Annotated in this window: 16 protein-coding genes; 13 read left to right on the forward strand and 3 right to left on the reverse strand. The window is 64.7% G+C overall.

Going from position 1 to position 17,665, the window contains the following annotated elements; all coding sequences use genetic code 11:
• Nucleotides 1-10: 10 nt before the first annotated feature.
• The 8 genes from ACVWYF_RS22370 to ACVWYF_RS22405 all read left to right on the forward strand — a co-directional run bounded on the left by ACVWYF_RS22370 (nucleotide 11) and on the right by ACVWYF_RS22405 (nucleotide 10,222).
• Nucleotides 11-1,486, forward strand: a complete 1,476-nt coding sequence (locus ACVWYF_RS22370; RefSeq protein ID WP_457072410.1) for a TolC family protein — start codon at nucleotides 11-13, stop codon at nucleotides 1,484-1,486.
• On the forward strand, nucleotides 1,483-2,214 hold the full coding sequence (locus tag ACVWYF_RS22375) for an ABC transporter ATP-binding protein (protein ID WP_457072412.1): 732 nt from the start codon (nucleotides 1,483-1,485) through the stop codon (nucleotides 2,212-2,214). The genes ACVWYF_RS22370 and ACVWYF_RS22375 overlap by 4 nt, the downstream gene beginning before the upstream one ends.
• Nucleotides 2,215-2,346: 132 nt before the next feature.
• Nucleotides 2,347-3,600, forward strand: a complete 1,254-nt coding sequence (locus tag ACVWYF_RS22380) for an ABC transporter permease (protein WP_457072414.1) — start codon at nucleotides 2,347-2,349, stop codon at nucleotides 3,598-3,600.
• Nucleotides 3,597-4,781: an ABC transporter permease gene (locus ACVWYF_RS22385; RefSeq protein WP_457072416.1), complete on the forward strand. Its 1,185-nt coding sequence runs from the start codon at nucleotides 3,597-3,599 to the stop codon at nucleotides 4,779-4,781. Before ACVWYF_RS22380 ends, ACVWYF_RS22385 begins: the two co-directional genes overlap by 4 nt.
• A 120-nt stretch (nucleotides 4,782-4,901) precedes the next feature.
• Nucleotides 4,902-5,603 (forward strand): head GIN domain-containing protein, encoded by a 702-nt coding sequence (locus ACVWYF_RS22390; RefSeq protein ID WP_457072417.1) that lies wholly within the window; start codon nucleotides 4,902-4,904, stop codon nucleotides 5,601-5,603.
• A gap of 304 nt (nucleotides 5,604-5,907) precedes the next feature.
• The gene (locus ACVWYF_RS22395) at nucleotides 5,908-7,296 is read left to right on the forward strand and encodes a sigma-54-dependent transcriptional regulator (RefSeq protein ID WP_457072418.1); all 1,389 of its coding nucleotides are present in this window, start codon (nucleotides 5,908-5,910) and stop codon (nucleotides 7,294-7,296) included.
• Between the two features lie 130 nt (nucleotides 7,297-7,426).
• Complete coding sequence (locus ACVWYF_RS22400; protein WP_457072419.1) at nucleotides 7,427-8,725, forward strand: sensor histidine kinase; 1,299 nt, start codon at nucleotides 7,427-7,429, stop codon at nucleotides 8,723-8,725.
• Between the two features lie 129 nt (nucleotides 8,726-8,854).
• The gene (locus ACVWYF_RS22405) at nucleotides 8,855-10,222 is read left to right on the forward strand and encodes an ammonium transporter (protein WP_457072420.1); all 1,368 of its coding nucleotides are present in this window, start codon (nucleotides 8,855-8,857) and stop codon (nucleotides 10,220-10,222) included.
• Between the two features lie 86 nt (nucleotides 10,223-10,308).
• On the opposite strand, the gene ACVWYF_RS22410 is transcribed toward ACVWYF_RS22405, so the two are convergent.
• The 3 genes from ACVWYF_RS22410 to ACVWYF_RS22420 all read right to left on the reverse strand — a co-directional run bounded on the left by ACVWYF_RS22410 (nucleotide 10,309) and on the right by ACVWYF_RS22420 (nucleotide 12,919).
• On the reverse strand, nucleotides 10,309-11,016 hold the full coding sequence (locus tag ACVWYF_RS22410) for an SAM-dependent methyltransferase (protein ID WP_457072421.1): 708 nt from the start codon (nucleotides 11,014-11,016) through the stop codon (nucleotides 10,309-10,311).
• Between the two features lie 134 nt (nucleotides 11,017-11,150).
• A complete protein-coding gene (locus ACVWYF_RS22415; protein ID WP_457072422.1) occupies nucleotides 11,151-11,933 on the reverse strand; it encodes an alpha/beta fold hydrolase in 783 nt (260 codons plus the stop codon).
• An 83-nt stretch (nucleotides 11,934-12,016) separates the two neighbouring features.
• Nucleotides 12,017-12,919, reverse strand: a complete 903-nt coding sequence (locus tag ACVWYF_RS22420) for an NmrA family NAD(P)-binding protein (RefSeq protein ID WP_457072423.1) — start codon at nucleotides 12,917-12,919, stop codon at nucleotides 12,017-12,019.
• A gap of 142 nt (nucleotides 12,920-13,061) precedes the next feature.
• Between ACVWYF_RS22420 and ACVWYF_RS22425 the strand changes: the two genes are divergently transcribed.
• From ACVWYF_RS22425 to arfB, 5 genes are all read left to right on the forward strand, one after another.
• A complete protein-coding gene (locus tag ACVWYF_RS22425) occupies nucleotides 13,062-13,475 on the forward strand; it encodes a winged helix-turn-helix transcriptional regulator (protein ID WP_457072424.1) in 414 nt (137 codons plus the stop codon).
• Between the two features lie 115 nt (nucleotides 13,476-13,590).
• Nucleotides 13,591-14,937: a carbohydrate porin gene (locus ACVWYF_RS22430; RefSeq protein WP_457072425.1), complete on the forward strand. Its 1,347-nt coding sequence runs from the start codon at nucleotides 13,591-13,593 to the stop codon at nucleotides 14,935-14,937.
• 112 nt (nucleotides 14,938-15,049) lie between these two features.
• The gene (locus ACVWYF_RS22435) at nucleotides 15,050-15,781 is read left to right on the forward strand and encodes a head GIN domain-containing protein (RefSeq protein ID WP_457072426.1); all 732 of its coding nucleotides are present in this window, start codon (nucleotides 15,050-15,052) and stop codon (nucleotides 15,779-15,781) included.
• Between the two features lie 182 nt (nucleotides 15,782-15,963).
• Entirely contained in the window at nucleotides 15,964-16,911 is a 948-nt protein-coding gene (locus ACVWYF_RS22440; protein WP_457072427.1) for a 3-oxoacyl-ACP synthase III family protein, read from the forward strand.
• 79 nt (nucleotides 16,912-16,990) lie between these two features.
• Nucleotides 16,991-17,395, forward strand: a complete 405-nt coding sequence (arfB, locus tag ACVWYF_RS22445; RefSeq protein WP_457072428.1) for an alternative ribosome rescue aminoacyl-tRNA hydrolase ArfB — start codon at nucleotides 16,991-16,993, stop codon at nucleotides 17,393-17,395.
• Nucleotides 17,396-17,665: the final 270 nt, after the last annotated feature.

Below are 17,665 nucleotides of genomic sequence, written 5' to 3' on the forward strand. Positions count from 1 at the left end.
CCCGATGACGATGAAACCTGCTTCCTTTCTTCTGCTTATTGTGATGCTGCTGGCCGGTAGGCTGGACCGCGCTGCCGCGCAGGCCGCCGCGCCTGCCCCCGTCGCCCTCACGCTGGCCGAAACCATTGCCCAGGCGCTGGCCCATTCGGCCGCCGGCCAGCAAACCGTTACCAACCGCGAAACCGGCTACTGGGCTTGGCGCGGCTACCAGGCCAATTACCGGCCGCAGCTGGGCTCGGCGGGCACACTGCCCAATTTCAGCCGCGTGATTACGCCCGTGGTGCAGCCCGACGGCACCACCGATTTCCGGGCCGTCCGCATCAACAACTCCAATCTGGCCCTGACGCTGAGCCAGAACATTGGCTGGAGCGGGGCGCAGGTGTTTGTGGGGGCCGAAGTGCAGCGGTTCGATGATTTCAACGGCAACCTGAAGCGCTACAACAACCAGCCGTTCATGCTGGGCATTGTGCAGCCGCTGGGGCAGTTCAATGGGCTGAAATGGGCGCGGGCCATTGAGCCGCTGCGCTTCCAGGAAAGTGCCCGCGGCTATGTGGAGGAGCGCGAAACCGTGGCCCAGCGCGTGACAGAGCTGTATTTCGACATGCTGCTGCAACAGGTAAACGCCGCCGTGGCCGGCCAGAACGCCCAGGCCACGGCCGAGCTGCTGCGCATTGGCCGCGAGCGATTTGCGCTGGGGCGGCTCTCGCAGAGCGACTTATTGCAGCTGGAGTTGAACCTGCTCGATGCCCAACAGGCCCGGAACCAGGCCCGGCTCGATGCCGAGATTGCGGCCGTGGCCTTGCAGGCCTACACCGGTCAGCCGGCCGCCGAAGGAACCCTGGCGCTGGCGGTGCCCACGCCGGCCCCGCAGCCGGCCGTGCTGCCCACCCAGGCCCTGGCCGAGGCCCGACAGTACCGCAGCACCACGCTGGCCCTGCGCCGCCGGCTGCTCCAGGCCGAGCGCGACGTGGCCCAGGCGCGCGGCACCACCGGTTTTCAGGCCAGCCTCACGGCTAATCTGGGCTACGTGAACCAGGCTCCGGTCTTCGCGGATACCTACCTGAACCTGCAAAACCAGCAGCAGGTGCGGCTGGCCTTTTCGCTGCCGCTCGTGGACTGGGGCCGCCGCCAGGCCATCGTGAAAACCGCTGAGCTGGCCCGCGACCAGACCCGCCACGACGTGGCCCAGGAAACCCAGAGCTTCGAGCAGACCGTGCTCACGCAGGCCGGTCAGCAGCCTGCGCTGGCTGAGCAGGTGCAGCTGGCGGGCCGGGCCGACTCATTGGCCCAGCGCCGCTACGACATCGCCCGCGCCACCTACCTGCTGGGCCGCATCAGCCTGACGGATTTGACCCTGGCTTCGGTGGCCAAGGACGGGGCGCGGCGCGGCTACATTTTCGCCCTGCGCGCCGGCTGGGTGGCTTATTATCGCCTGCGGGCCCTCACTTTATTCGATTTCGAAACCCAAACGCCGCTCCTCAAATGACCCCGGAAACCGACCTCCGCCAACCCGCCCTCGCGCCCGCGCCCGACCGCACCGTGCCAGTCCTGCGCCTCACCGGCATCGAAAAAATATACCAGACCAAAACCATCGAAACGGTGGCGCTGAACAGCGTGAACCTGACCGTGAGCCGCGGCGAGTTCGTGTCCATTATGGGGCCGAGCGGCTGCGGCAAATCGACGCTGCTGAGCTTAATGGGCTTGCTGGATGAGCCCACCAGCGGCACGATTGAGGTGGATGGCCGCGCCGTGACGTCCTACTCCGACAAGGAGCTTGCCGGGCTGCGCAACCTGAAAATCGGCTTCGTATTCCAGAGCTACCACCTCATAAACGACCTCTCGGTAGTGGATAATGTGGAGCTGCCGCTGCTGTACCGCAAGGGCATGAGCGGCGGCGAGCGCCGCCAACGCGCCCTTGCCGCCTTGGATAAAGTGGGGCTGAACGCCCGCACCAGCCACTTTCCCAGCCAGCTTTCGGGGGGGCAGCGGCAGCGGGTGGCCATTGCGCGGGCGCTGGCCGGCGGGCCGGAAATTATTCTGGCCGATGAGCCCACGGGCAACCTCGACTCGGTGATGGGGGAGGAGATTATGGAATTGCTGCTGGGCCTGAACCGGGAGCAGGGCGTGACCATCGTGATGGTAACCCACGACGAGCAGCAAGCCCTGAAAACCCAGCGTCTGGTGCGCCTTTTCGACGGCAGCCAAGTGGGCTGAATGAGGGTGTGCGATAAGGTGAAAGGTATGAACTTGGTACAAAAAAGTATGAGGCGGGTACAAGCCGCTCATTCGCTCGTGTGGAAGTCGGTGGGTCCCGGTTTCTGCTTCAACTAATTGACGCTAACATCCATGTTATTCTCTTACCTCAAAATTGCCTGGAAGGTCTTGCTGCGCCGCAAGTTCTTCACCGCCATCAGCCTGTTTGGCATCAGTTTCACGCTGATGATTCTGCTGGTGGTGTACGCCATGTTCGACTTCACGGTGGGGCCACACCGGCCCGAGCTGCGCGTGGACCGGCTCCTGTTCATCAACCGCATCCAGCTGGCGTACCGCAACGGCGGCACCAACAATTCGAGCCTGGGCTATGCGTTCCTGAACCAGTACGTGCGCCCCATGCACACTCCGGAAAAGGTATCTATCAGCGATTCGAACTGGGGCACGACGGTGGCTTATGTGGGCCAGCAGGTGCTCAAGCTCGACTCGAAAACCACCGATGCCGAGTTCTGGCAGGTGCTGGACTTTGAGTTCCTGGCCGGCCGGCCCTACAACGCGGCCGAGGTGCGCAGTGCCGCCCACGTCGTGGTCATCACCGCCACCACCAGCCAGCGCTACTTCGGCACCACGGCGGGCGTGGTGGGGCGCGACATGGTGCTGGAGGCCGTGCCCTACCGCGTGGTGGGCGTGGTACACGACGTGCCCATCACGCGGGCCAACACCTACGCCGAGCTGTGGACGCCCGTGACCACCGGCAACAACAACCTGCGCGACCCCAGCTACCAGGGCCGTTACCAGGCCATTCTGCTGGCCCGCCGCCCGGCCGATGTGCCGCTGCTAAAGGACGAGTACCAGCGCATCATCGACCGGGTGCCGCTGCCCGACCCCAAGCAGTTCAAAAAGATTAATTCCTATGCCCAGACCGTGCTGGCCTCGCTCACGGCGCGGTTCAATAACGATGCCGGGGCTGAGGGCGGCGTGGGCAACTTCGCCCGGCTGATGCTGGGCATGGCGCTACTGTTCATGCTGCTGCCGGCCCTGAACCTGATAAACATCAACGTGAGCCGGACGCTGGAGCGCTCGGCCGAGATTGGGGTGCGGAAGGCGTTTGGGGCCACGGCGGGGGCGCTGGTGGGCCAGTTCCTGATGGAAAATATTTTCCTGACGCTGCTGGGCGGGGTGCTGGGGCTGGGGCTGGCGGGGGGAGCGCTGGCGCTGCTCAACGAAAGCCATTTCCTGCCCTATTCCACCTATGCCCTCAACGGGCGGGTGTTTGCCGTGGCGCTGGGCGTGGTGGTGGTGTTTGGCCTGTTGTCGGGGGCTTATCCGGCTTACAAGATGTCGAAACTACAGGCCGTGAAGGCCCTGAAAGGAGAAAACGCCGCATGATACGCCACCTGCTTACCCTGATGTGGAACCGCAAGCGGGCCAACGGCCTGCTCATCGCCGAAATGGTGCTGGCCTTTTTCGTGCTCTTTGCCGTGGGCAGTCTGGGCATCTATTTGCAGCGCAATTACCAGTCGCCGCTGGGCTTCGCTTATGAAAATGTGTGGGAGATGCAGCTGGACCCCGGCAGCCAGCCCCGCGCCGAGCAGTTTGCTACCCTCCAGCTGGCCTTGCAGCGCCTGCGCAGCACGCCGGGCGTGGAAGCCGTGACGCGCTCTAACTACAACACGCCCTTCACTTTCAACAACAACACCACCGACTTCGATACGGGCAAGGACACCAAAAAAGCGCCCGGCGACATCTACCGGGTGGGGGCCGAGCTGCCGCAAGTGGTGGGGCTTCACCTGCTGGCCGGGCGCTGGTTCGACCGCCGCGACGACGCGCCGGGGGCCCGTCCGCCCATCGTCATCACCGATATGACGCAGACGGCCCTGTTTGGCGGGCAGTCGGCGGTGGGCAAAATCGTGCGCGACGGCCCCAACGAGTACCGCGTGATTGGGGTGAGCGGCCCCTACCGCGCCGGGGGCGAGCTGAGTGACCCGCAGCCGGCTGCGTTCCGCTACGTGGCCCCCCTGGACACCTCTGCCCTGGACCTGCATGTCCTGCTGCTGCGCGTGCGGCCCGGCGCGGGCGCGGCCCTCGAAAAGCGGCTGAACGAGCAGGTGCGCCAACTGAACGCGGGCTGGACCAGCGGCATCACCCCGCTGGCCGAAAACCGCCACAACAAGCTCAAGCAGCTGCTCACGCTGCCGGCCCTGCTGGGCGTGGTGTGCCTGTTTCTGATTGTGAACGTGATGCTGGGCCTGTTTGGGGTGCTCTGGCTGAACATCAACCAGCGGCGCGGCGAACTGGGCGTGCGCCGGGCCATGGGCGCTACCGGAGCGGCCATCAGCTGGCAGGTGGTGGGCGAAATTCTGGTGCTCACCACCTTCGGCCTGCTGCTGGGGCTGGGGCTGGCGGTGCAGTTTCCGCTGCTAGGCGTGTTCGATGTGCCGCCCGGCGTGTACGGCACGGCCATGCTGCTGGCCACGGGCGTGCTCTACGTGCTGGCGGCGGGCTGCGCCCTGTATCCCAGCCGGCTGGCGGCGGCGATTCAGCCGGCGGTGGCCCTGCGCGAGGAGTGAGGCGGCCGGCCGGGCTATCTTGCCCCGGCTAGCCAAGGCCTCGGGCAACCTCCGGGCCGCCCGCTGCATCTGCCGCGCTGGCAACCCGCTTCACTCACTCACCTTTTTTCTGTTTCTGTTATGAAAAACCTCACTGCCACCGCCTTTTTCTGCCTCCTGAGCACGGGAACTGCCTTCGCCCAAACCGCGCCCCAGGTGCGCTCCGTGGCCAACTTCCACGCCGTGGAGGTGGGTAGCGGCGTTGAGCTGCGCCTCACGTCCGGCACCACCCAGCGCGTGGAGGCCAGCGCCGACGATGCCGACCAGCTCGAACGCCTCACCACCGAAGTGCGCGACGGCGTGCTCAAAATCAGCTTCGACCGCGCGTGGGCCGAGTCGTTGGGCCTGAAAAACGTGCGCCACCTGCTGGTGAACGTCACGGCTACCAGCCTCACGGCCCTGCACGCCAGCAGCGGGGCCCACGCCGAAGTGGTGGGGGCCTTCACCACCCAGGGCCTGGACGTGGCCGCGTCGTCGGGCGGTACACTCAAGGCCACGTTCACCAGCACCGACCTGCGCGCCCAGGTGAGCAGCGGCGGCGTGGCCACCCTGGCCGGCACCGCCCAGCGCCTCGACGTGGGGGCCAGCAGCGGCGGCGTGTTCAAGGGCAGCGAGCTGACAGCCCGCGCCTGCGAGGCCAAAGCCAGCAGCGGCGGCACCGTGGCCGTGGCCGTGCAGGAAACCCTAACGGCCGACGCCAGCAGCGGCGGCGACGTGCGCTACACCGGTTCGCCCCGCGTGAGCAAGCACACCAGCAGCGGCGGCAGCGTGAAGCAACGCTAAGCGACGGCAACGCGCGGTACGCGCGGACTGCCGCCTCCACCAGGCAGCGAAGCCCGTGGTACGCGCGTACCACGGGCTTCGCCGGCCGGAAATGCCAGCAGTGCGCGCGTACCACGGGCTTCGCTGAATAGAAATGCCAGCAGTACGCGCGTACCACGGGCTTCGCTGAGTAGCAATGTCCATGATACGCGCGTAGCACAGCCTCCGCCGGTCGGAAATACCCGTGGTACGTGCGTACCGGCCATCAAGTGCCCTTGAAGGCGAGTCCTGCCTCGTCTCTCACCGGCTTTATTCTCTGGTAAATATGTTCCTCATCATCGACGACGACCTGGCCATCCGCACCTCGCTCCGGCTGCTGCTGAAGCAGGCCGGCTACCCCGCGCAGGCCGTGGCCACGCCCGCCGAGGCCCTGGCCGTGGTGCGCGCAGCCCCGCCCCGGCTGGTGCTGATGGACATGAACTTCTCGCTCGCTACCAGCGGGGCCGACGGCCTGGCCCTGCTGGCCCGGGTGAAGGCCGTGGCCCCGCTGGTGCCCGTCGTCCTCATCACCGGCTGGGGCAGCATCGCGCTGGCCGTGGAGGGCATGAAAGCCGGGGCCGCCGAGTTCGTCACCAAGCCCTGGCACAACGACTCGCTGCTCCAGACCATCCGCACGGTGTTGGCCGTGCATGAAAACCCGCCCGATACCGAGCCCACCGAAGCCCCCGCCCGCCAGCGCCGCCAGCTCGACCAGCAGTTTGCCTTTCGGGATATTATCGGCCAGGATGCCCAGCTGCTGCACGTATTGCGCCAGGTGGGCCAGGTGGCCGCTACCGATGCCGCCGTGCTCATCGAAGGCGAAAGCGGCACCGGCAAAGAGCTCATTGCCGAAGCCATTCACCGCAACAGTCCGCGCCGCCAGCAGGCCTTTGTGAAGGTGAACCTGGGCGGCATTTCCAGCAGCTTGTTTGAAAGCGAGATGTTCGGCCACCGCCGGGGTGCGTTCACCGATGCCAAAACCGACCGCGTGGGCCGCTTCGAACTGGCCAACGGCGGCACCATTTTCCTGGACGAAATCGGCGAGCTGGAGCTGGCCAGCCAAGTGAAGCTGCTGCGCGTGCTGCAGGACCGCACCTACGAAGTCCTCGGCGACTCGAAGCCCCGCCGGCTCGACATCCGCGTCATTGCCGCCACCAACCGCAACCTGGCCGAGCTGGTGGCCCAGGGCCGCTTCCGCGAAGACCTGTTCTACCGCATCAACCTGATTTCGGTGCGCCTGCCCGCCCTGCGCGAGCGCCCCGCCGACATCCCTTTATTAACCCAGCACTTCCTCGACCAGCTGCGCGCCACCTACCAGCGCCCGGCCCTGCGCGTGAGCACCCGCGCCCTGCACTGGCTGCGCGAACAGTCCCTGCCCGGCAACATCCGCGAGCTCAAAAACCTGGTGGAGCGCGCCGTCCTCGTCAGCGGCAAAGAGGAGCTCGGCCCCGAAGACTTCCAAGCCAACGCCTTGCACCAGCCCCCGCGCCCGCTCGCCCCCGGCGAGCTGCCCCCCCCCGGCACCATGACCCTCGACGAGCTCGAAGCCCAGATGATTCGGCAGAGCCTGGCGCATTATGAAGGCAACATCAGCCGCGTGGCCAAGGCGCTGGGCCTGAGCCGGGGCGCATTATACCGACGGTTTGAGAAGCACGGGATTCCGTACGACGCATAGGGGCGGGGTCGTGCGCCGGTCCGACCGCCCTAGGCGGTCCGACCGGTTGAAGCACCACCAACAACCGACCCATCCCAACGGCAACCGGTCGGACCGCCTAGGGCGGTCGGACCAGAGCCAACGCCCACCCATGTCCCTCCGCCTCCAGTTCCTGCTGTTCGTCACCCTCATCCACGCCGTGCTCATTGGGCTGGCGGCCCAGCTGCGCACCACCAATGTGCCGCTGTTCATCGGGAGCGAAGTTTTACTGCTCATCAGCATTGCCGTCACCACGCAACTCTACCGGGGTTTTGTGCGGCCGTTTCAACTCATCGCGGCGGGCACGGCGGCCATGCAGGCCCAAGATTTCAGCATGAAGTTCGTGCCCGTGGGCCAGCGCGAGATGGACCAGCTCATCCTCGTCTACAACCAGATGATTGACGCCCTGCGCCGCGAGCGCGTGAGCCAGCACGAGAAAAGCGTGCTGCTCGAACGCCTCATCCAGGCCTCGCCGGCCGGCATTCTCATCCTGGATTTTGAAGGCCGGGTTGAAAGCGCCAATGCCGCCGCCGCCCGCTTCATCGGCCAGCCGGCCGCCGCGCTGGCCGGCCAAGCCCTCGCCGCGCTACCCGCGCCGTGGGGGGCGGCCCTGGCCGGCCTCAGTGAAAATCAGCCGCAGGCCCTGCGCCTCTCCGGCCTGGCCACCTACCGCGCCCACGCCGCCCACTTTCTGGACCGGGGCTTCACGCGCCGCTTCATCGTGCTCGAAGAGCTGACCCAGGAGCTCATCAGGCAGGAAAAGCAGGCCTACGAGCAGCTCATCCGGATGATGTCGCACGAAATCAACAATTCCATCGGGGCCATCAACTCCATCCTGCACAGCTTCCAGCACTACGCCCCGCAGCTGAATCCCGCCGACCAGCCCGACTTCACCCAGGCCCTCGACGTGAGCATTGCCCGCAATACCCAGCTGGCCAACTTCATTGCCAACTTCGCCCACCTCGTGCGCCTGCCGCCGCCCGCGCCACGTCCCACCGACCTTCATGCCCTGCTGCGCGGCATCGCCCGCCTCCTCCAGCCCCAGAGCGCGGAGCGCGGCATCACCTGGCACCTGAAATTGCCGGAAACACCTTTAATAATCAGCCTCGATGCCCAGCAGCTGGAGCAGGCCCTGCTCAACGTGGCCAAAAATGCCCTCGAAGCCATCGGCCACGGCGGCAACGTGTGGGTGCGCACCACGCTCAGCCCGCCCGCCCTCACCATCGAAAACGACGGCCCCGGCCTCACCCCGGAAGTGCGCCAGCGGCTCTTTACGCCCTTCTTCAGCACCAAACGCGACGGCCAGGGCATCGGCCTCACGCTGGTGCGCGACGTGCTGCTGGCCCACGGCTTCCGCTTTCGCCTCGAAACGAATGAGGACGGCCGCACCGAGTTTAGCATTGATTTCTAATCGCAGTTATTTTTAATAGGGCATTGGTGGGAAATAATGGTTGAATAACGTTTGTGGGGGTTTGTATTGAAAGGGATAATCGAGATTTATTTGATATATTCGGTCAAGTGCCTTTAAATTTACCCTACTATGACTCGGAAAAGATATTTAGCTGCTGCCTGTCTCGGGGCCATCCTCTTACTGGCCGGTTTTGCCGCCTTCCTGCCCCAAAACCACCCCGACGCCCTGCCCAATGCCTTTAACCCCGCCGACATCGCCTGGATGCTCTCCGCCTCCGGCCTTGTGCTGCTGATGACGCCCGGCCTGGCCTTCTTCTACGGCGGCATGGTGAGCAAGCGCAACGTCATTTCCACCATGCTCCAGAGCTTTATCGCGCTGGGCGTCATCTCGGTGCTGTGGTACGTGGTGGGCTTTTCGCTGGCGTTTGGCGACAGCATCGGCGGCGTTATCGGCAATCCGCTCACGTTTTTCATGTTCAATAACGTGGGCACGGCCCCGCACCCGCGCCTGGCCCCCAACCTGCCGCTGGTGCTCTACGCCGCCTTCCAGCTGAAATTCGCCATCATCACGCCCGCCCTCATCAGCGGAGCGTTTGCCGAGCGCATCCGATTCTGGGGCTACCTGCTGTTTATGTGCCTCTTCAGCCTGCTCATCTACTGCCCGCTGGCCCACTGGACCTGGCACCCCGACGGCTTCCTACTGAAGTGGGGCGTGCTGGATTTCGCGGGCGGCACGGTGGTACACATCTCGGCTGGCTTCGCGGCGCTGGCGGGCGCGCTGGCCCTGGGCCGCCGCCACTCGCACCTCGAAGGCCACACCCACGTCCCGCCCAACGTGCCGTTCATCCTCATCGGCACGGGGTTGCTGTGGTTCGGCTGGTTTGGGTTCAATGCCGGCTCGGCGCTGGCGGCTAATGCCACGGCGGTGCAGGCCTTCTTCACTACGCACATGGCCTCAGCCGCCGCCATGCTCACCTGGATGCTGATTGAGGCCGTGCGCGGGCAGCGGCCTTCGGCGGCGGGCGCGGCCATTGGCGCGGTGGTGGGCCTGGTGGCCATCACGCCGGCGGCGGGCTACGTGAGCTACGGCCCGGCGCTGTTTATCGGCGTAGTATCGGCTGCCATCAGCGCCGGCGCGGTCGATTTGAAGAACCGCACGAAGCTCGATGATACCTTAGATGTGTTTCCCTGCCACGGCGTGGGCGGCATCGTGGGCATGATTCTCACCGCCATTTTCGCCAAAGACGGCGGCCTGGCCACCACCGGCTCCTACACGCTGCTGCTGCACCACCTCGGCGCGCTAGCCTTCATCTCGGTCTACACCTTCGGCGGCTCCTACCTGCTCTATAAGGTAACCAACGTCCTCATTCCCATTCGGGTAAACGCTGTGCATGAAGCCGATGGCCTTGACATGAGCCAGCACGGCGAAACGGTGTTGCCCGCCGCCCAGGAGCTGGAGCCCGCCCGGGAGCTGCGCTTCGTAGTGCGGGCCTCGTAGCGCGAACTTTTAGTCCGCGAGTTATATCGGACAAGTCGCTGGCTACTGGTCTTATAATCGGACGAGTCGCGGACTAAAAGTCCGCGCTATATCCCAATTATAAAAACCGTCGGAATCTTGTGCAGCTCCGGGGCCGGCAGCCGCTTCCAGTCGCTCACGGTCAGCGTCCGGATAAACTCGCCCTCGCCCGTTACATCAGCCGCCACGCACAGCCGCGTACCGGACTGCAGATGCGCCAGCAAATCGCTGAATAGCGACCCATTGCGGTAAGGCGTTTCGATAAACAGTTGCGACTGCTGCCGCTGCTGCGCCTCTTTCTCCAGCGCCTTGATGGCCGCCACGCGCGGCGCTTTCTCAATGGGCAAATACCCGTGGAAGGCAAACTGCTGCCCATTCAGCCCCGAGGCCATGAGCGCCAGCAGCAGCGACGACGGCCCCACCAGCGGCACCACCCGCAGCCCTTGCCGGTGCGCCTCTCGGGCCAGCGCCGCGCCGGGGTCGGCAATGCCGGGGCAGCCTGCCTCGCTGAGAATTCCGGCGTCAATTCCCTCTTTCGCCAGCGGGGCGAGGGCGGCGCGGACCTCGGCGTCGGTGCTGTCTTTGTCGATGACGACGAAGCGGATATCCTCGATGACGCGGTGCGGGGCCACGCTTTTCACGAAGCGGCGGGCGGTGCGGGCATTCTCCACCAGGAAGTAGGGGAGGGCGGCCACGGCGGCCACCACCTGCGGCGGCAGCACCTGCGGGGCCGTGTCGTCGGCCAGGGGTGTGGGGATGAGGAAAAGGGTTTTCAAAAGAAGTAGCTTGGACTCTGCGAGTCCGAGTGCGAGCGCAGCGAGCATCTCGCGTTAGGACTCATTGTTTAGATAATCGATAACCAGGCGCGAGATGCTCGCTCCGCTCGCTGCTCGGACTCGCAGAGTCCAAGCTACTGCTGTACGAATGCCTTTATCATCCCGAAAATCTCTTCCGGCTTTTCGGCATGCACCCAGTGGCCGGCATCGACCACGGTCGCCACCTGCGAGTGCGGAAACAGCGCCGGAATCCCATGCAATTTGTCTTCGGCGGTGATGTAGTCGGACTTGCCACCCCGAATGAACAACGTGGGCTTCAAAAACGGCGTGAGGCCGATGGTTTCTTCCCCAATGGCGGCCAGCTGGGCGGCCAGTACGTTCAGGTTGATGCGCCAGGCGAAGGTATTGTCCTCCTTGCGGTAGAGGTTTTTCAGCAGAAACTGCCGGGTGCCTACGTTGGGTACGTACTTCGCCAGCGCGGCATCGGCTTCCTGCCGGTTGGTGCAGGTGGTAAAATCGACCGATTGCAGGCCGGCCACAATGTCGTCCTGATGCTCCATATCCGAGAAGCGCGGGGCGATGTCGACGATGATGAGCTTGGCGAGCCGTTCGGGATGGTCGAGGGCGAGGCGCATGGCCACCTTGCCGCCCATGCTGTGGCCCATGAGGGTGGTATCGGCCCCGAGTTGCAGGTGGTCGAACAGCTCCAGCACGTCCTGCGCCATGAGGGCATAGGTGTGCTCCGCACTGTGAAATGAGCGGCCGTGGTTGCGCAAATCCACGCTGATAACGCGCAGGCCGGCCTCGGTGGCCCAGCGGCGGGCCAGGCTCTGCCAGTTATCAAGGGTGCCAAACAGGCCGTGGAGGATAACCAGCGGGCGGCCCTGGCCCTGGTCGAGGTAATGAAGTAGCGGCATGGGGCAAAAGTAGTGAAAGCCTCCCCGGCAGGGCCCGGGAGGCGTTCGTGGCAGGAACGTAGCTTGGACTCGCAGAGTCCAAGCTACGTTCCTGCCACGAACGCCGGCGCAAACACCGTCTGCGCAAATTCCTCCAGCGTGGTGGGCGTGGTGCTGGCTGCGTCCCGCGGGCCGTTGGTCATTGACTTGCCGTCGTTGATATTGCGCGTCATCTCGTCGTAGAGGTCGGCCTGGTTCTCGCTCAAACCCGCCCCGACCATACCTTTCTTCGCGTCTTCGTAGGAAAAGGCCACGTAGGGCAGTTCCGGCCGGCCAATGGCCTGGCCAATAGCGGCCGTAGCCTCGGCCAAGGTGTAGTTGCGCGGCCCCAGCAGGTACTGCACGGCGTGGTTTTCTAGCGGCGCACCGGCCAGTAGCCCGGCGGCTTTGGCGGCAATGTCCTTGGTGGCCACCATCGGGAACGCGGCGTCAGCCCGCGTGGCCGAGCCGGCGATGCCCATGTGCTGAATCAGGCCCACGTTGGCCAGCAGGTTTTCCATGAAGTAGGCCGGGCGCAGATGCACCACGTTCAGCCCTGCGATGGCGTTGAGGCGGGCTTCCTGGCGGTGCAGGCCCACCACGGGGCCGGTGCCGGCCGGCTCGTCGGCCCCGATGCTGCTCAGATGGACGGCGTTTTTCAGGCCCGAGTCGCGCACGGCCTGGGCGGTGGCTTCGCCGATTTGGTCCATTTGGGCCAGCACGTTGGGTGAAGTCGGGTTCGGCGGAATCATGAGGAAGGCCGCATCGGCCCCGCGCAGGGCTTCGGTGAGGAAGGGCGCGTCGTGGGCATCGCCGGCTTTGATGGTGGCTCCGGCCTGGGCGAGGGCGTCGAGGCGGGCGCTGGGGCGGGATACGGCCGTGACCTGGTGGCCCTGTTGCAGCAGGTGGTGGACGAGGGCGGTGCCGATGTTGCCGGTCGCGCCGAGGACGGTGATTTTCTTGGACATGGGAGCAAAAGGTTGAACCGGGGCATTGTTGCGCGGCGGCAATACAAAGGTGATGGCCTAACTTTGCTTTTCGCAAGTACCTACTAAAAAGTAGGGTACTTACTTAAAGGTAAAAATTGCTGTTAATCAGTCAGATTATTTTATGTCGAAACCAACCAAGCAGCAAACGGCCGAAGCCTATTGGTCGGCGGCCGATGCCGAGCGCAACCTCACCTGCCCCGTGCGGACCACCCTCAACGTGCTGGGTGGTAAGTGGAAGCTGCTCATTCTCTCGTACTTGCTCGATGAGTCCCGCCGCTACGGCGAGCTGCGCCGGCTGATGCCCGAAATCACGGAGAAGATGCTGATTCAGGAATTGCGCGAGCTGGAATCCGATGGCATCGTGGCCCGCACCGTGCATCAGACCGTGCCACCCCGCGTAGATTACAGCCTCACCGAGCAGGGCCAGCGCGTGCAGCCGCTGTTTGGCGAGCTGGTGGGCTGGGGCCAACAGTACCTGGGCCGTCAGGGCTGCGCGGTGGCGAAAAAGCCCGCCGCAACGGCGGCCGCTGGATAACTTCACTTATTCAACATCTGAAACGCGGGACCTTTCGCCCCATTTTACTCGGCCTTCTTAGGTTTGCTTTCTGAAACACGTATCCATTCTGCTGGCTGGAGCATTGCTGCTGGCAATGCCTTCCCTGGCCCAGGTCACGCCGCCCGGCTCTACCTCGCCCGCCACGCCGCCCAATGCCGCTTCGGCCCAGGAGCCGGTGCATCAGCCCGAAAAGGCCCGCAACTGGAGTCTGCACTTCCAGCAAACCCTCATCGACCAGTGGCACAACAACCTGACCACGCCATATTCGGGCGACTATAGCCTGGCCGACCGTGAATCGGCCAAGCTTTCCTTCACCAGCACGCTGTTCATCGGGCGGCGGCTGTGGAAGGGCGCGGCGGTGTACTTCAACCCCGAAGTGGCGGGCGGCAGCGGGCTGAGTGGCGCGCGCGGCATCGCGGGTTTCACCAACGGCGAAACCTTCCGCATCGGCGACCCGGCCCCCAATCTGTACCTGGCCCGGCTGTACCTGCGGCAGGTGTTTGCGCTGGGCGCTGCGACTGATAACGACCTCGATGACCTTAACCAGGTGGCCGGGCCCACGCCTCAGCGTTACTTTGCCCTCAACCTCGGCAAGTTCAGCACCGCCGATTTCTTCGACCAGAACAGCTATTCGCACGACCCGCGCACCCAGTTTCTGAACTGGAGCCTGATGAGCGCCGGGGCCTGGGACTACGCCGCCAACACGCGGGGCTACACCGTGGGCGGGGTTTTTGAGTATGTTGTGCCCGGCTTCGCGGCCCGGTTCGCTTCCACCCTCATGCCCACGCTGGCCAACGGCCCGGTGCTGAATTTCCATTACGGCACGGCCCACGCCGAAACCCTGGAGCTGACCAAAACTTACCACCTCAAGGGGCGGCAGGGCACGATTCGGGCGCTGGGCTTCCGCAACGTGGCGGCCATGGCTACCTACAACACGGCCATCCGGCTGGCCCAAACCACGGGCGAGCAACCCGATGTGACGCTGGTGCGCCGCGATGGCCACACCAAAATCGGCTTCGGCCTGAACGCGGAGCAGGAAATCGCCAAAAACGTAGGCCTGTTTGCCCGCGTGAGCTATAACAACGGCAAGAACGAAACCTGGGCTTTCACCGAAATCGACCACAGCGCCAGCCTCGGCATCGTAAGCACCGGCGACCGCTGGCAGCGGCCCGACGACCGCCTCGGCGCGGCCCTCGTCGTGAACGGCCTCAGCCCCGAGCACCGCGCCTACCTGGCGGCCGGCGGCTACGGATTCATCGTGGGCGACGGGATGCTGAACTACGGCCTGGAACAGATTGGCGAGGTGTACTACAGCATCGCGCTGCCCACCTACCACGCCAGCATCAGCTCCGATTACCAGCTGGTTATCAACCCGGCGTATAATAAGGACCGCAGCGGCCCGGTCCACGTCGTGGCCGTGCGCCTGCACGTCGAGTTCTAGGAAAACCGGAGCAAAAAAAGGTGGAAAGGAATAACTTCGGGCAACCGTTGTAACGTTGGCTGCATCATGGCGGTAACCGGATTTACTTACTCACCCTTTCACCTTTTTTCACATGAATAATTTTCGGATTACCTCAATGTGCGCCAGCCTGCTGGTGCTGGCCGTGGGCGCGCTTTCGTCCTTCACCCCGGCCCGGCCCCTGGCCGACCGCGAAACCCGCTCGGTGGGCTCGTTCACCGAAATCAGCCTCGGCGGCTCGTCGCGGGTGGTGGTGAAGCAGGGCAGCCCCCAAAGCGTGGCCGTGGAAGGCAGTAAAGAAGATTTGGCCGATTTTGAAACCGAAGTGAAGGGCAGCCAGCTGCACCTGGGCTACCGCCAGAACACGGGCAAGGGCATGTTCAACTACAAAAACCACGGCTCCGTGACGGTGTACGTAACCGCGCCCAGCCTCACGGCGCTGCGGGTGGGCGGCTCGGGCAAGCTCGAAGTGAGCGGCCCGCTGCAAGCCGATGCCATGACACTGGCCGTGAGTGGCTCCGGCGATTTGCTGGTGCCGCAACTCAAGGCCGGCCGCCTCGAAACGGCCGTGTCCGGCTCGGGCGACCTGATGGTGGGCGGCACCTGTTCCAGCAACGAAATCCGCATCAGCGGCTCGGGCAAGGTGCGGGCCCACGACCTGAAAACCGAAACCAGCCGCGCCCGCATCAGCGGCTCGGGCGATGCCCATGTATCGGCCAGCCGCACGGCCGATGCGTCCATTTCGGGCTCGGGCAGTATGTACGTGGCCGGCGGGGCGCAGCTCAGCAGCGCGGTACACGGCAGCGGCCGGGTCGTGAAGGAATAAGGAGCTAAAAGCTTGTGGAAAAGCCCCGACTGCCTGATGCAGCCGGGGCTTTTTGGCAGGCGGATAGTGGCCTCCGGGTGTAAAATTCGGGCATATCGCCGGGGCGGGCCGACCGCCGGGGGATGCGGGCCGTACCTTTGCCAGGCCGCTGGCCGGCTTTGCTTTTCACCCAATACCACCCCGTGTATCTTCATCATGTGGCGGCCTACCTCCCGGAGGCCGTCGTCACCAACGCTCATTTCACTCGAATCAATGGCCTGGCCAGCGAGTGGATAATTGAGCGCACCGGCATTCAGGAGCGCCGCAAAGCGGCCCCCGGCGAGAATGCCAACACCATGGCCATTGCCGCTACCCGCGCCGTACTGGCCGCCGCCCCCGCTTTTGCCCAAGCTAGTGTCGACCTGATTGTGGCCGGCACCTACACGCCGCACGATACCATTTTCACCGCCGCGCACGCCGTGCAGCGTGATTTGGACATCAACGAAATCCCGACCGTCAGCATTTCCTCGGCCTGCTCGTCGCTGCTGAACGCCGTGGAAATCGTGGAGGGCTACTTTGCCACGGGCAAGGCCACCCGCGCCGTGGTGGTCGTGACGGAGCACAACACGGCCTACAACAACGAGGCTGACACCATGGCCGGCCACCTCTGGGGCGATGGCGCGGCGGCCCTGCTCATCAGCAAGGAGCGCATCAGCCCCGAGGACCTGTACATTGCCGAAGTCATCACCGGCGGCGCGGCCCCTATGGGCAAGGCCGACGAGGCCGTAACCCTCAAGCCGGTGGAAAAGGGCATCGTAATGCCTTTCGGCCGCGACGTGTTTCAGCAGGCCTGCACCTATATGGCTCGCGTGACCCAGACGCTGCTCGACAAGCACCACATTGCCACCCCCGACCTGACGTACCTCATCCCGCACCAGGCCAACCTGCGCATCTCGAAAAACGTGGCCAAACAACTCGGCATCGAGCTGGAGCGCACCGTGAACAACATCGAGCGCCTCGGCAACACCGGCTGCGCCGGGGCCGCCATCGGCCTGGCTGAGGTGTGGGACACGCTGAAGCACGGCGATAAGGTGATTATTACTGTGTTCGGCGGCGGGTATTCCTACGGGGCGATGCTCTTGAATAAGTAGGCTTAGAAAATAGAACGGTCAGGCTGAGCGCAGCTCAGCCTGACCGTTCTATTTTCGTTCATAAATCAACCCCAACCAAGTGCTGCCGCCAGTCCAATCCTTCCTGCCCGAAATCACCTTCCAGACCAGCCGGGCCAGCGGGCCGGGCGGGCAGAACGTGAACAAGGTAGAATCGCGCGTGGAGCTGCGCTGGCATCTGCTGAACTCGGAGGTGCTCACCGATACCCAGAAGCAACTGATAGGGGAAAAGCTGGCGAACCAGCTCACCGCCGACGGCCTGCTGCTGCTCACCGCGCAGGACGACCGCAGCCAGCTGCGCAACAAGGAAATCGTGCTGGCCCGCTTCCACGAATTACTCCTTAAAAGCCTGCGCCGCCCCAAGCCCCGCAAGGCCACCAAGCCCAGCAAAAGCGCCGTGCGCAAGCGCCTGGAGGGCAAAAAGATTCAGGGGGAGAAAAAGGCCAACCGGCGACGGACGGAGTAGCAGCCGGCAAAATTCCCGACGCATGCGGCGGCGGTTTGCGGCAGTGTGCCCACAGCACCCGCCGCATGCGGTAATGGGGTCCGCCAGTGTGCCCACAGGGCCCGCCGCATGCGGTAGTGGCCAGGGGCATAGTGGCAAAAACGACCGCCATTGGTGGCAGTAGGCGTGAGAGGTGGGGGCCCCCCCCCCCCCCCCCCGGGGGGGGGGGGGGGGGCCCCCCCGCCCGCTCGCGAGCGCCCAGGGGCCCCCCGACATGCGCAACCCGACGTA

Source organism: Hymenobacter sp. UYAg731, assembly GCF_054061335.1.

Bases quoted from the DNA above. Each gene is read 5' to 3' on its own strand.
- ACVWYF_RS22370 (WP_457072410.1), top strand. From the start codon at position 11: ATGAAACCTGCTTCCTTTCTTCTGCTTATTGTGATGCTGCTGGCCGGT.
- ACVWYF_RS22375 (WP_457072412.1), top strand. From the start codon at position 1,483: ATGACCCCGGAAACCGACCTCCGCCAACCCGCCCTCGCGCCCGCGCCC.
- ACVWYF_RS22380 (WP_457072414.1), top strand. From the start codon at position 2,347: ATGTTATTCTCTTACCTCAAAATTGCCTGGAAGGTCTTGCTGCGCCGC.
- ACVWYF_RS22385 (WP_457072416.1), top strand. From the start codon at position 3,597: ATGATACGCCACCTGCTTACCCTGATGTGGAACCGCAAGCGGGCCAAC.
- ACVWYF_RS22390 (WP_457072417.1), top strand. From the start codon at position 4,902: ATGAAAAACCTCACTGCCACCGCCTTTTTCTGCCTCCTGAGCACGGGA.
- ACVWYF_RS22395 (WP_457072418.1), top strand. From the start codon at position 5,908: ATGTTCCTCATCATCGACGACGACCTGGCCATCCGCACCTCGCTCCGG.
- ACVWYF_RS22400 (WP_457072419.1), top strand. From the start codon at position 7,427: ATGTCCCTCCGCCTCCAGTTCCTGCTGTTCGTCACCCTCATCCACGCC.
- ACVWYF_RS22405 (WP_457072420.1), top strand. From the start codon at position 8,855: ATGACTCGGAAAAGATATTTAGCTGCTGCCTGTCTCGGGGCCATCCTC.
- ACVWYF_RS22415 (WP_457072422.1), bottom strand. From the start codon at position 11,933: ATGCCGCTACTTCATTACCTCGACCAGGGCCAGGGCCGCCCGCTGGTT.
- ACVWYF_RS22420 (WP_457072423.1), bottom strand. From the start codon at position 12,919: ATGTCCAAGAAAATCACCGTCCTCGGCGCGACCGGCAACATCGGCACC.
- ACVWYF_RS22425 (WP_457072424.1), top strand. From the start codon at position 13,062: ATGTCGAAACCAACCAAGCAGCAAACGGCCGAAGCCTATTGGTCGGCG.
- ACVWYF_RS22430 (WP_457072425.1), top strand. From the start codon at position 13,591: ATGCCTTCCCTGGCCCAGGTCACGCCGCCCGGCTCTACCTCGCCCGCC.
- ACVWYF_RS22435 (WP_457072426.1), top strand. From the start codon at position 15,050: ATGAATAATTTTCGGATTACCTCAATGTGCGCCAGCCTGCTGGTGCTG.